This window comes from Streptomyces sp. NPDC002787 (genome assembly GCF_053592095.1).
This window is the reverse complement of the sequence record NZ_JBSFVC010000005.1, coordinates 1-11,853: the sequence shown is the minus strand read 5'-3', so window position 1 is coordinate 11,853 and position 11,853 is coordinate 1. Positions and strand designations below refer to the sequence as shown.

Here is an 11,853-nt window from a genome sequence, read left to right as displayed (position 1 = left end):
TCACGCCTTCGGTGCCACCTTGCTCAGGCCGTTGATGATGCGGTCCATCGCGTCGCCGCCGGTGGGGTCGGTGAGGTTGGCCAGCATCTTCAGGGTGAACTTCATCAGCAGCGGGTGGGTCAGGCCCCGCTGCGTGGCGAGCTTCATGATCTTCGGGTTGCCGATCAGCTTCACGAAGGCGCGGCCCATCGTGTAGTAGCCGCCAAAGGTGTCCTTGAGGACCTGCGGGTAGCGCTGGAGGGCGAGTTCGCGCTGGCCGGGGGTGGCGCGGGCGTGCGCCTGGACGATGACATCGGCGGCGATCTGCCCGGACTCCATGGCGTAGGCGATGCCCTCGCCGTTGAAGGGGTTCACCATGCCGCCGGCGTCGCCGACGAGCAGCAGGCCCTTGGTGTAGTGGGGCTGACGGTTGAAGGCCATCGGGAGGGCGGCACCCCGGATGGGGCCGGTCATGTTCTCGGGGGTGTAGCCCCACTCCTCCGGCATGGACGCGCACCAGGCCTTCAGGACGTCGCGCCAGTCCAGTTCCTTGAAGGCGGCGGAGGTGTTGAGGACGCCCAGACCGACGTTGGACGTGCCGTCGCCCATGCCGAAGATCCAGCCGTAGCCGGGGAGAAGACGGTCCTCGCCCGGACCCCGCTTGTCCCACAGCTCCAGCCAGGACTCCAGGTAGTCGTCGTCGTGGCGCGGGGAGGTGAAGTACGTGCGGACCGCGACGCCCATCGGGCGGTCCTCGCGGCGGTGCAGGCCCATCGCGAGGGAGAGCCGGGTGGAGTTGCCGTCGGCCGCCACCACCAGGGGGGCATGGAAGGTGACTTCCCGCTTCTCGTCGCCGAGTTTGGCGTGCACGCCGGTGATACGCCCGGTGCGGTCGTCGATGATGGGCGCGCCCACGTTGCAGAGCTCGTGCAGCCGGGCGCCCGCCTTCTGGGCCTGGCGGGCGAGCTGCTCGTCGAAGTCGTCGCGCTTGCGGACGAGTCCGTAGTCCGGGTAGGAGGCGAGATCCGGCCAGTCGAGCTGGAGGCGGACGCCACCGCCGATGATCCGCAGACCCTTGTTGCGGAGCCAGCCCGCCTCCTCCGAGATGTCGATGCCCATCGACACGAGCTGCTTGGTGGCGCGTGGTGTGAGGCCGTCGCCGCAGACCTTCTCCCTCGGGAAGCTGGTCTTCTCCAGGAGCAGGACGTCCAGCCCGGCCTTCGCCAGGTAGTACGCGGTGGTGGAACCGGCTGGCCCGGCCCCGACGACGATCACATCGGCGGTGTGTTCGGTAAGGGGCTGGGGCTCGGTCACGACGGGTTCTCCCCAAGAAGTAGAAGGATCTGAGCAGTGGGACGGTCGCTGGACGTCCAGGTGCTGGAAGTCCAAGGGCTGGAAGTCCAGGTACCGGAAGACCAGAAAACATGTGCCGACAGGCATCGGACATGGGCAGTCTATTCAGCGGTACCGATCATCGGCTGAAGGGCTGCCCCTGTGAACCTAGCTCTGCCCGACGTACGGCTGCGCGTCCCCACCGACGAGGACGCCTTCGCCTGGCACCGAATCTTCGACGATCCCGACGTCATGGAGTTCCACGGCGGCCGGTCCGCCGAGCTGTCCGTCTACGAGGAGCTCACCGCGCGCCAGCGCCGCCACGACGCCGAGCACGGGTTCTGTCTGTGGACGATGCTCGACGGGGAGGGCCGGGCCATCGGCTTCACCGGCGCCCAGCCGTGGCCCCGGGAGTGGGGCCCGACCGGCGAGATCGAGATCGGTTGGCGGCTCGGCCGTGATCACTGGGGCAAGGGGTATGTGACCGCGGCCGCGACGCAGACCCTGGAGCGGGTGCGGGCGGCGGGCGTCGGCAGCGTCGTCGCCATGGTCAACGCCCGCAACGAGCGGTCCATCGCCGTCGCCCGGCGGCTCGGCATGGAACTGGCGGAGACCTACACGACGCCGGTCTCGCGGCAGGTGGGGCACTGCTATCGGCTGATGCTGTGACGCCGGTCGGCGGGGCGCGGCCGTTTCCGTTCGTTCGGGATATCGGCAACTCGTCACGCACGGTAGCGATCTGCCGCGGATTGCCACTCAGTGCTTCCGGCGGGTACCGCGCGGCGGTTACCCTGCCGATACCGCTGGGGGTGAACGTCTGTGCGCATAACACCCAAGTCATTCGAAGTGCGTGTGCCACGGTTCGTCGGACTGATGGCCGTGGACGCGCGCGAGATGGCCGAGGCAGGCGGGGTGACCCTCGTCGCGCCCGACCGGCCCGACTTCGAACTCACCGTCGTGGACTACGTCGTTCGCCAGTACCCGCCGCCCGGCGTCGAAGTGCCACGGGGGGCTGCCGTGACCGTGTGGTTCGAGCTGGGGGACGACGGTGGGGGCGTGCGGGAGCCACGGCGGGGTGGGCCTCCGCCCGGGTTGCGCAGGGCGTTGGATGAGCCGGGGGATCCGTTCGCGGTTCTTCGATAACGCCCGGTGGGTGGTCGGTTCCGGGGCCCGGTGGGTGATTCCGGAGCCCGGTGGGTGGTCGATTCGGCTTCGATGTGGTCATGCGGGTACGTCGCGGAGTGCGGCTCCGCCGCGTGGCTGATCGCGCCCACGCGGCGGAGCCGCACATCGACACAGCCCCGCGCCCCTTTTGCGGCGCGGGTCTCTGCCTCTTCTCGTCAGGCGCCCTTCTACCTCTGCCAGAGCAGGATCGCCGCTGCGCCTCCCCCGCCGATCACGAAGGCCGCCGCGATGGTGACGGTCCAGACGAGCGTGCGGCTGCGAGGCTTGGCCGGTTCAGCGGGCGGTAGGTGGTGGTGGCCGAGTTCGACGAGCGGGGGCTCGTACGGGGCCGGGGCGGGAGCCGCAGGCTGCTGCGGGACCCCGTGGGGCGCCGGGCCGTTGCTCGGCATGGCCGGGATCGGGGGTGCGATCACCGCCGTGCGTGCTCCCGTCATCTGGACCAGGTACGGCGCGAGGAAGGCCGCGCCGAAGATCCACAGGAGGCCGAAGAGCAGGACCTCGGCGATGTCGAGGCCCAGTTCGACCCGTCCGGCGGCCGACAGCTCGCCGAAGTCGGACATCGCCGAGCCGGCGGTCTCCATGCCGAGACCGCCGAAGCCGGCCAGGAGCAGGAAGAAGCCGAAGAAGAGCCCCGCGGCGAGGAGTTGCTCGCCACGGCCGGCCGAGCGACGGGCGGCCAGGACGCCGAGGATCAGCGCGCAGACCGCGCCGAGTGCCAGCGCCCCCACCACCGCCCAGGAGTTGACCGAGTCGCCGAGTTCGGAGAGCCCGAACGTCTCGTGCTCGTAGCCACTGGCGTAGGGCACGGACTCGACGAGCCCGTACTCGCCCGAGGAGTCGTCTCCGTACGACGTGTCGTCCCCGTACGGGGTGCGCCCGGCGGTCATCTCGACGGAGGCTCCCCAGGAGATGCCGAGCAGGTTGACGGCGATGTTCGGCAGGACCAGCAGCGCGATCAGCAGCGGGTTGATGTCGTTCTCCCACTCCGACCGCAGATCGTCGCTGGACGCGACGACGACGAGGGCGACCAGCGAGCACAGGGCGAGGACGACGGCCAGGGCGCGCACGGCCGTGCCGGCCGCCCGGAACAGGGCCTGCGGTCCGGGGCGGACGGCCAGCCACTCGGCCAGCTCGTCGCGTTGCAGCAGCGGGGCCGAGACGGCGGCCGTGAGCAGCAGCGCGCCCAGCGCCGCGAGCCAGGCCGACGTAGACACCTCGGCGACACCGGCGATCTCCGGCTGCGCGAACAGCCCGAGCAGAAGTACGGCGGCGGTCACCAGCAGCGTGACCCGTACGGCCGCTTCGAGCCCGCCGGTACGACCTCCGGGGGCGCCCCGCCCGCCGCCGTACGGGGCGGACCCGGCGTACGGGGCGTACGGGGCCTGCTCGCCGTGTCCGCCGTACGCGCCGCGGGTCGCCGTGCGCGTCCGCAGTTGCCGTACGCCGATGAAGAGCGCGCCGATGAAGAGGGCGGTCACCGTGAGCGGGACGAGGCTCATGGTGAAGGCGCCCTCCGACGACCCGACATCGCCGCCGTAGCCCATGTCGATCGCCGAGACCTCGATGCCGCCGCCGAGCCCCTGGAGGAGGGCGGCGAGGGCGATGCCCAGACGGTCGCCGAAGCCGACGGCGACCTCGTCCTCCTGGCCGTACGACGGGACGGCCAGCGCGACGGCGGCGGCGAGGAGCAGCCCGACCGGCCAGAGCGCGGCCAGCGCGGAGCCGCCCCAGTCACCCCGGAAGGCCCGGCCGAAGAAGGCGCCGACGGGTGAGGGCCGGGCGGGGACGGGTGCGTGGAGAGGAGGAGGGGGAGGCGGCGGGCCGAGGGGCGCCACGCCCGGTGAGGTCGGTGAGGGTGGCGAGGGTGCGTGGACCGTCTGAGGCGGGGTCGTCGGCGGTGCCGTCGGTGGGCTCGGTGGGCGTTCCCGACCGCACTTCATGCAGAAGCGTGCCTCGTCGGGACCTGGTGTCCCGCAGTGCGGGCAGTAGGACGTCATGGAACCCCCGTGCATCAGAGAACGCGTGCCGTGATCCGGCCTGGTCGGAGGCACAGCGGGGGTGCCGGGAGACTCCACCACTGCGTACCGACGTATCAACGGACGGTAGTTTCTGTTGACCGGTTCCCGTCAACAGGATTCCCTCGCGGGTATCCCTCTTGCGGGTGAAACCCGAGCCCTGCGCGGCGAACTCGCCCCCTACGCCTGGGCCTTGAACCCCCGGTGCAGCGCGACGACCCCACCCGTGAGGTTGCGCCACGCGACCTGGTCCCAGCCGGCCTTCCGAAGGCGCTCGGCGAGGCCCGCCTGGTCGGGCCAGGCGCGGATGGACTCCGCGAGATAGACGTACGCGTCCGGGTTGGACGACACCGCGCGGGCGACCGGCGGCAGCGCGCGCATCAGGTACTCGGTGTAGACGGTCCGGAACGGCGTCCACGTCGGGTGGGAGAACTCGCAGATCACGACCCGGCCACCCGGCTTGGTCACCCGGTACAGCTCGCGCAGCGCGGTGTCGGTGTCCTGCACGTTCCTGAGGCCGAAGGAGATGGTCACCGCGTCGAAGGTGTCGTCCTTGAACGGCAGCTTCGTGGCATCACCGGCGGTGAACGGCAGCCAGGAGGTGCGCTCCTTGCCGACCTGGAGCATGCCGAGGGAGAAGTCGCAGGGGACGACGTACGCGCCGGTCTGTGCGAAGGGCAGCGAGGAGGTGCCCGTACCGGCCGCGAGGTCCAGGATCTTCTGGGCGGGGCGGGCGTCCACCGCCCGCGCGACCTCCTTGCGCCAGCGCCGGTCCTGTCCGAGGGACAGCACGTCGTTGGTCAGGTCGTACCGTTTCGCCACTCGGTCGAACATCGAGGCGACTTCGTGCGGCTGCTTGTCCAGGGATGCGCGGGTCACGGGCCCATTGTGGCAGTACGGGCCGGACGCACCCGCGGCGCCCGGCCCGTAAGGGGTCACGGCAACAGCCGCGGCCGCTTCTTCGCCGCCACGTCCTCCACCCACCCGCACAGCAGGACGAACGCGGCGATCAGCAGCCAGCCGATGCCGAACATGAACCACTGGCTCTCCAGCGGCAGGTACTTTTCGAACGCGGGGACGTTCCAGAACTGGTCGATCAACGCCAAGCCGAGTACGACGGCGTAACCGAGACAGACGCCCCCAGCAGCATGCCGCAGCGGCGCAGCAGTCTCGCGCGGCGCCCGGAGTTGTCGACGAACACGGGGCCTTCTGCCGCCGGTGCCGAGGCGATCTCGTACACGGGCTCGCGGGTGAGGTTTTCTTTGGCGGACTCGGATTGCATGTGCCCGGATATTAGGCGGCCTTTATTTGGACCATTCCCGGCTTCTCTTGTGAGGCGCCCATGAGAATCTCCTTGACCTGTCCGTTCCCTGAGAGAAATTGAGATCTTCGAGAAGCACACATGAAGCACAGCCAGGTGTGATTCATTGCCATCGTGAGTACCGTGAGGAATTCCCTGAAACCGGCCGTCGGGCTGATATGTCTGGTGGCCCTGACCTGCGCCGGCTGCACGACGAAGACCAATCGTGCCGAGGAGCCCGCAGCGGAGACGTCCAAGAGTTCCACGCCGTCAGCGCCCGCCACGCAGTACGCGCCCTACGTGAACGCCACCAACGCCTCCGACCTCGACGGCGCCGGGTCGGCCGCCGCGTACAACCTGGCGTTCGTGATCGCCGACGGCGACGCGTGCACGCCCGCGCGGAACGGGACGGAGGCGATCGACGACTCGGCGGTGACGTCCCGGATCGCGGCACTCACCGAATCAGGCGCGTCGGTACGGGTCTCGTTCGGCGGCGCCTCGGGCACGGAGTTGGCGGAGGCCTGCGACAGCGCGTCCGAGCTGGCCGACGCCTACGGCGCGGTGCTCGACGCGGCCGGCTCCACCGAGGCCGACTTCGACGTCGAGGGCGACGCCCTCAAGGACGCCGACTCCGTCGCCCTGCGCTCCGAGGCGATCGCGCTCCTCCAGAAGGACCGCCCCGACCTCTCCGTCTCCTTCACCCTCCCCGTCATGCCGTCCGGCCTCGACGACGACGGCGTGGCCCTCCTCGACTCGGCCAACGACCACGCCGTCCAGGTCACCACGGTCAACATCATGACCATGAACTACGCCAGTTCGTACGACGGTGACATGGGCGACTACGCGGAGCAGGCGGCAAAGGCCACGCACGAGCAGCTGATGGACGTCTTCGGCACGAGCGAGTCGACGGCGTGGGGGGCGCTGGCGCTCACCTCGATGCTGGGCGTCAACGACGTGGACAACGAGACGTTCACGCTGGAGGACGCGGCGCAGGTGCGGGAGTTCGCGGAGGAGAAGGGGGTGGCCTGGGTGTCGATGTGGGCGACGTTCCGGGATCAGGAGTGCGGGGACGGCGCGACGGACGAACTGACCGACTGCAGTGGTGTGGAGCAGGAGGACGGGGCGTTCGGGGAGGCGTTTTCAGGTTGAGGTCAGGAGGAGCAGGAGGGTCGCGCTTCAGCGGCGGCGGTACACCAGACGGCCGCCGAGGACCGTGGCCACACAGCTGACGGCGCCCCTGGTCGTGAGGGTGGCCTCGTCAGGCACGTCGAAGACGGCGAAGTCGGCCGGGGCTCCGGCGCGGAGCGGGCCGTGGACGGTACCGGACAGGTCGTATCCCTCGACGAACGGGTCCAGATCCGGCCCGTCCCACACCGGTGCCGCCTCGCGCCACTCGTCCGGCACCTCGCGCAGCCCCGACCGCAGCACGGCCTGCCGTACCCCGTCGGGAAAGGGACCACCGAGGTGGGTCGTCCCGTGCGCGAGCATCCGCTGCAGGCCGCGCCGTACGCTGCCGCCCATGCGTGCCGCGTCGGGCGCGAGCGCGTCGAGGGCCGCGCCGGTGATCGGCTCGGTGCCCAACTCGGCGGCCTCGCGGGGGTCGGGGTGGTAGCAACGGGTCAGCAGCCACCGGCCGTGCCACTGCCGCAGTCCCGGCGTGAGCACTCCTGGCCAACGGCGGACACGGGCACCCTCCGCAGCCGCGTCGACCACTTCCGTGTACCGTCCGAACGCCGTGATCCGGTCGCCCTCGACGACGACCGCGCCGTCCACAACGGGTTCCGCGCCAACCGGCAGTACGAGCGGCGCGGTGTGAATCGTGCGCAACGTGAACCCTAGTTGGCGCTCAGCAGCTTCAGTTCGGGGTGGGCCGTGCCGCCCTCGATCGCCGTGGACGAGATGTGGGACATGACGCGCTCGTCGACGGGGTCGTTCGCCGGGTCGTCGTGGACGACGATGTGCTCGTAGGTGGTGGTCCGCTGGGCGGGAACGCGCCCCGCCTTCCTGATGAGGTCGATGATCTCCAGGCGGTTGGAGCGGTGCTTGGCGCCGGCGGAGGAGACGACGTTCTCCTCCAGCATGATCGAGCCGAGGTCGTCCGCGCCGTAGTGCAGGGAGAGCTGGCCGATCTCCTTGCCGGTGGTGAGCCAGGAGCCCTGGATGTGGGCGATGTTGTCCATGAAGAGCCGCGCGATGGCGATCATGCGCAGGTACTCGAAGATCGTGGCCTGCGTACGGCCCTTGAGGTGGTTGTTCTCCGGCTGGTACGTGTACGGGATGAAGGCCCGGAAGCCACCCGTCCGGTCCTGTACGTCACGGATCATCCGCAGGTGCTCGATGCGCTCGGCGTTGGTCTCACCGGTGCCCATCAGCATCGTGGACGTGGACTCCACACCCAGGTTGTGCGCGGCCTCCATGATCTCCAGCCAGCGCTCGCCGCTCTCCTTGAGGGGCGCGATGGCCTTGCGGGGGCGCTCGGGGAGCAGTTCGGCGCCGGCGCCCGCGAAGGAGTCGAGGCCGGCGGCGTGGATGCGCTGGATGGCCTCCTCGACGCTCACCTTGGAGATCCGGGCCATGTGCTCGACCTCGGACGCGCCGAGGGAGTGGATGACCAGCTGCGGGAACGCCTTCTTGATGGCGGCGAAGTGCGTCTCGTAGTACTCCACCCCGTAGTCCGGGTGGTGCCCGCCCTGGAACATGATCTGCGTGCCGCCCAGCTCGACGGTCTCCGCGCAGCGGCGCAGGATGTCGTCGAGATCGCGCGTCCAGCCCTTGTCCTTGGCCTTCGGCGGGACGTAGAACGCGCAGAACTTGCACGCCGTCACGCACACGTTCGTGTAGTTGATGTTCCGCTCGATGATGTACGTCGCGATGTGCTCCGTACCCGCGTACCGCCGCTTGCGTACGGCGTCGGCGGCGGCGCCCAGCGCGTGCAGCGGCGCGTCACGGTAGAGGTCGAGCGCCTCTTCCGGCGTGATCCGCCCACCCTCGGCGGCACGGTCGAGAACGGACTGGAGGTCGGCCTTCTCGGTCACCGGCGGCGTCCCTTTCGTAGGGTTCGTAAGGGTTGAACGGACCAGGCCAGCCTACGCCAGCGGCCCGGACCGGCCGACGTCAGCCCGTCCGCCTGTGGATGACTCCGGAGGCCCGGCGAACGAGAGCGCGGCCGGGCTCAGGCCGCGTACGCCTCCAGCAGCAGCCCCACGTACGCTCCGGCGATCATGAAGGGGCCCAGGGCGACCTGCTGTCCGCGCACGGGGCGCCCCCGGGCGGCCACGACCAGGGTGTACCCGCTGCCGATGAGCGCGCCCGCGAAGGTGCCGAGGTACAGCGCGCCCCAGCCGTACCAGCCGAGTACGGCGCCCAGGCCGAGGGCCAGTTTCACGTCGCCGAAGCCGAGGGCCACGGGTCTGATGAGGAAGAAGAGGAAGTAGAAGCCGCCGAGGGCGAGTGCGCCGTAGGCCGCCGTACGCCACTGGCCCGCGTGCTCGGGCACGAACGCCACGGCGCCCAGCAGCGCGAGGGCCAGGCCCGCGAAGGGGAGGGTGAGGGGGTCCGGGAGGCGTTGCGCCTTGAGGTCCACCAGGGTGAGCAGCACGCCCAGCGGGGCGAGGAGCAGCCATACGCCGACTTCGGGGCGTAGGCCGGTGGCCAGGGCGAGGGTGGCGCAGACGAGGGCGGTGGTGGTGGCGACGGTGGGGGTACCGGGGCCGTAGACGCAGGTGGGGGGCGTGGTGGCCGGAGTTCTGCCGGGGGTCTCGGGTGTGCAGCGGGCGGGGCCCAGCCAGCCGGCCGCGACGCCGGTGATCCGGTGACCGGCGGGGCACTCGTCCTGCCAGGGGTCCTCCTCGTCGACCGTGAAGCGGTACGCGGGGCGGGGCAGGAGGGCGCCGGTGGCGGCGCCCCACAGGGCTGCGGCCACGGTCAGTGCGATCAGCCAAGGGTCGAGATCCACGCGGTCAGCCTATGGGGAGGGGGAGATGGCGGACGAGGTCCGCCGGCTGACCGGACGGCCCCTCTACTTCACCTTGGCCAGCCGCGCCGTCGGGTCACCCGCGTCCGCGTTGTTCGAGGTGTACTGGAGCTCGTCGCCGACGGGGGTGAGGGTGACCTCGTGGGTGTTACTGGTACAGGTTTTGGGGTTGTTCTCGGTGTCCGCGATGCTGGTCGCGACGATGTGGCTCTTGGCGACCTCCTTGAGGACGAGCCTGTCGTCGCAGGCGCCGCCGAGGAGGTCGACGGAGCGGAAGGTGCCCAACGGGTCACCTACCGAGCCCTGTTGGAGGGTGATGGTGAAGGTTCCGGCGGGGAGGTTGCCGTCGAGGGCGTAGGCGTCGCCCTCCCAGGTGCCGAGGTAGCTCGCGGGTACCTCGCCCTCCGCGTCCCCCTGAGGTTCCGAGGCCTGTGGGTCGCTGGTGGGAGCCGCGCTCGACGACGGGGCGGGACCGGCCGCGTCCCCGTGGGCGTCGTCCTTGTCGTTCAGCATTTCGAGGCCGAAAACCGTCCCCAGGCTGACCACCGCGAACGCTCCCGCGACGGCCAGTGCGACGGAGCAACTGACCTTCCGGCCGCGTCCGTTCGCGGCGGTCGTGGAGGTCGCCGCCACGCTCAGGGACAGCTTGCCCGGTGTCGGGCCCGAAGCGGGCGGGGCCGTCTCCGCCAACGCCGCGTCGGCCCGTTGCCCCGGCACCTGTGTCACGGGCGGCGCCGACGGTGACATCACCGGCGGCGGACCGAACACCCCACTCGCGGCGGGCACTTCGGCCATCGCGTCGCCGGAGGGGGCCGACGCGTACGACGAGCCCGCCCCCACGGCCGACTCGCTCGCCCCCACCCTCGACTCCCCCGCCCCCACCGAAGGGCTGCTGAAACCCACCGGCCCGGACGGGGATTCCTCCGTCGCCTCCAGATTCAGCAGTTGCACCGCGCTCCGGCCGACCTGTTCCACCAGTGGGCCCGGCAGCCAGCCCGCCGCGACCAGGCGGGCCGCGCCCTGGGGGGCCAGGGTGTGGGCGGCCTCGTCGGGGGTCGGGCGGGCGGCGGGGTCCTTGGACAGGCAGTGTGCGACCAGGTCCCGCAGGTCGCCCTCGACGCCGTCCAGTCGGGGCTCCTCGTGGACGACCTTGTAGAGGAGGGCGGCGGAGGAGTCGCCCGGGAAGGGGGGCCGGCCGGCCGCGGCGTACGCGAGGACCGCGCCCAGGGAGAAGACGTCCGCCGCGCCGGTGACGCCCTTGCCGAGGATCTGCTCGGGGGACATGTACCCGGGGGAGCCGATCGAGACGCCGGTGGAGGTGATGGAGGCCGTGCCGTCCGTGGCGCGGGCGATGCCGAAGTCGATGAGGAGGGGGCCGTCCACCGTCAGGAGCACGTTCGACGGCTTCACGTCCCGGTGGACCAGGCCCAGCGCGTGCACCGCCGCGAGGGCTTCCGCCAGGCCCGCGCCGAGGACCCGTACGGAGTGGGGAGGGAGCGGGCCGCCGTCCGTCACCGCCGCCGCGAGGGACGGGCCCGCCGCGTAGCCGGTCGCCACCCACGGAACCGGCGCCTCCGGGTCCGCGTCCAGCACGGGGGCCGTCCAGGCGCCGCCCACGCGACGAGCCGCCTCGACCTCGCGCCGGAAGCGGGCGCGGAACTCCTCGTCGAGCGCGAAGTGCGGGTGCACGACCTTGACGGCGACGGTACGGCCGCCCGCGCTGCGCCCCAGATAGACGCGGCCCATCCCGCCGGACCCGAGCCGGCCTAGCAGCCGGTAGGGCCCCACCACCGTGGGCTCGCCGACATCGAGCGGTTGCATGGGCGACACCTCCCCCGTACCTCCCCCCATACCTCCCCGTACGCCGCCCCTGACGAACTGTCCACGGCGCACGGCTCCCCAGCAGCGTAGTGCCGTACGCCCGATCGGGAATCCGAACGTCGGCGGCCGATCCCACGGAGCGCGGAATTCGTCAAATGAAATTCCGGGGAAGTTCCGGGGGACGTTCCCGAGGTCCTCCGGAGGTCCTCCGGAGGTCCTCCGGAGGACCTCCGGAGGACCTCCGGAGG

Annotated in this window: 11 protein-coding genes and 1 pseudogene; 3 read left to right on the top strand and 9 right to left on the bottom strand. The window is 70.9% G+C overall.

The annotated features are described in order from the left end of the window. Nucleotides 1-1,293: a geranylgeranyl reductase family protein gene (locus tag ACWD26_RS08050; protein ID WP_451267446.1), complete on the bottom strand. Its 1,293-nt coding sequence runs from the start codon at nucleotides 1,291-1,293 to the stop codon at nucleotides 1-3. Between the two features lie 180 nt (nucleotides 1,294-1,473). On the opposite strand from ACWD26_RS08050, the gene ACWD26_RS08045 reads away from it, so the two are divergent. Both ACWD26_RS08045 and ACWD26_RS08040 read left to right on the top strand, forming a co-directional pair. Continuing rightward, on the top strand, nucleotides 1,474-1,980 hold the full coding sequence (locus tag ACWD26_RS08045; RefSeq protein ID WP_451267444.1) for a GNAT family N-acetyltransferase: 507 nt from the start codon (nucleotides 1,474-1,476) through the stop codon (nucleotides 1,978-1,980). Between the two features lie 150 nt (nucleotides 1,981-2,130). Then, a complete protein-coding gene (locus ACWD26_RS08040; protein WP_451267442.1) occupies nucleotides 2,131-2,454 on the top strand; it encodes a PASTA domain-containing protein in 324 nt (107 codons plus the stop codon). A 209-nt stretch (nucleotides 2,455-2,663) separates the two neighbouring features. Here ACWD26_RS08040 and ACWD26_RS08035 read toward each other — a convergent pair whose 3' ends face one another. From ACWD26_RS08035 to ACWD26_RS08020, 4 genes and pseudogenes are all read right to left on the bottom strand, one after another. Beyond that, nucleotides 2,664-4,493 carry a zinc ribbon domain-containing protein gene (locus tag ACWD26_RS08035; protein WP_451267440.1) on the bottom strand — a complete coding sequence of 610 codons (1,830 nt, stop codon included), beginning with the start codon at nucleotides 4,491-4,493 and terminating at the stop codon, nucleotides 2,664-2,666. 198 nt (nucleotides 4,494-4,691) lie between these two features. Beyond that, nucleotides 4,692-5,390 carry a demethylmenaquinone methyltransferase gene (locus ACWD26_RS08030; protein ID WP_451267438.1) on the bottom strand — a complete coding sequence of 233 codons (699 nt, stop codon included), beginning with the start codon at nucleotides 5,388-5,390 and terminating at the stop codon, nucleotides 4,692-4,694. 56 nt (nucleotides 5,391-5,446) lie between these two features. Further along, nucleotides 5,447-5,617 (bottom strand): annotated as a pseudogene (locus ACWD26_RS08025) (acyltransferase family protein); the annotation flags it as partial. Then, nucleotides 5,608-5,793, bottom strand: a complete 186-nt coding sequence (locus ACWD26_RS08020) for a hypothetical protein (protein ID WP_451267436.1) — start codon at nucleotides 5,791-5,793, stop codon at nucleotides 5,608-5,610. The gene ACWD26_RS08020 and the pseudogene ACWD26_RS08025, both read right to left, overlap by 10 nt. A 162-nt stretch (nucleotides 5,794-5,955) precedes the next feature. On the opposite strand from ACWD26_RS08020, the gene ACWD26_RS08015 reads away from it, so the two are divergent. After that, nucleotides 5,956-6,960 carry a chitinase gene (locus tag ACWD26_RS08015; protein ID WP_451267434.1) on the top strand — a complete coding sequence of 335 codons (1,005 nt, stop codon included), beginning with the start codon at nucleotides 5,956-5,958 and terminating at the stop codon, nucleotides 6,958-6,960. 27 nt (nucleotides 6,961-6,987) lie between these two features. Here ACWD26_RS08015 and ACWD26_RS08010 read toward each other — a convergent pair whose 3' ends face one another. The 4 genes from ACWD26_RS08010 to ACWD26_RS07995 form a co-directional block, all read right to left on the bottom strand. Beyond that, nucleotides 6,988-7,638 (bottom strand): hypothetical protein, encoded by a 651-nt coding sequence (locus tag ACWD26_RS08010; protein WP_451267432.1) that lies wholly within the window; start codon nucleotides 7,636-7,638, stop codon nucleotides 6,988-6,990. 8 nt (nucleotides 7,639-7,646) lie between these two features. Beyond that, a complete protein-coding gene (mqnC, locus tag ACWD26_RS08005; RefSeq protein ID WP_451267431.1) occupies nucleotides 7,647-8,846 on the bottom strand; it encodes a cyclic dehypoxanthinyl futalosine synthase in 1,200 nt (399 codons plus the stop codon). A 137-nt stretch (nucleotides 8,847-8,983) separates the two neighbouring features. Then, nucleotides 8,984-9,766: a prepilin peptidase gene (locus ACWD26_RS08000; RefSeq protein WP_451267429.1), complete on the bottom strand. Its 783-nt coding sequence runs from the start codon at nucleotides 9,764-9,766 to the stop codon at nucleotides 8,984-8,986. Between the two features lie 63 nt (nucleotides 9,767-9,829). Beyond that, complete coding sequence (locus ACWD26_RS07995) at nucleotides 9,830-11,605, bottom strand: protein kinase domain-containing protein (RefSeq protein WP_451267427.1); 1,776 nt, start codon at nucleotides 11,603-11,605, stop codon at nucleotides 9,830-9,832. Nucleotides 11,606-11,853 lie beyond the last annotated feature (248 nt).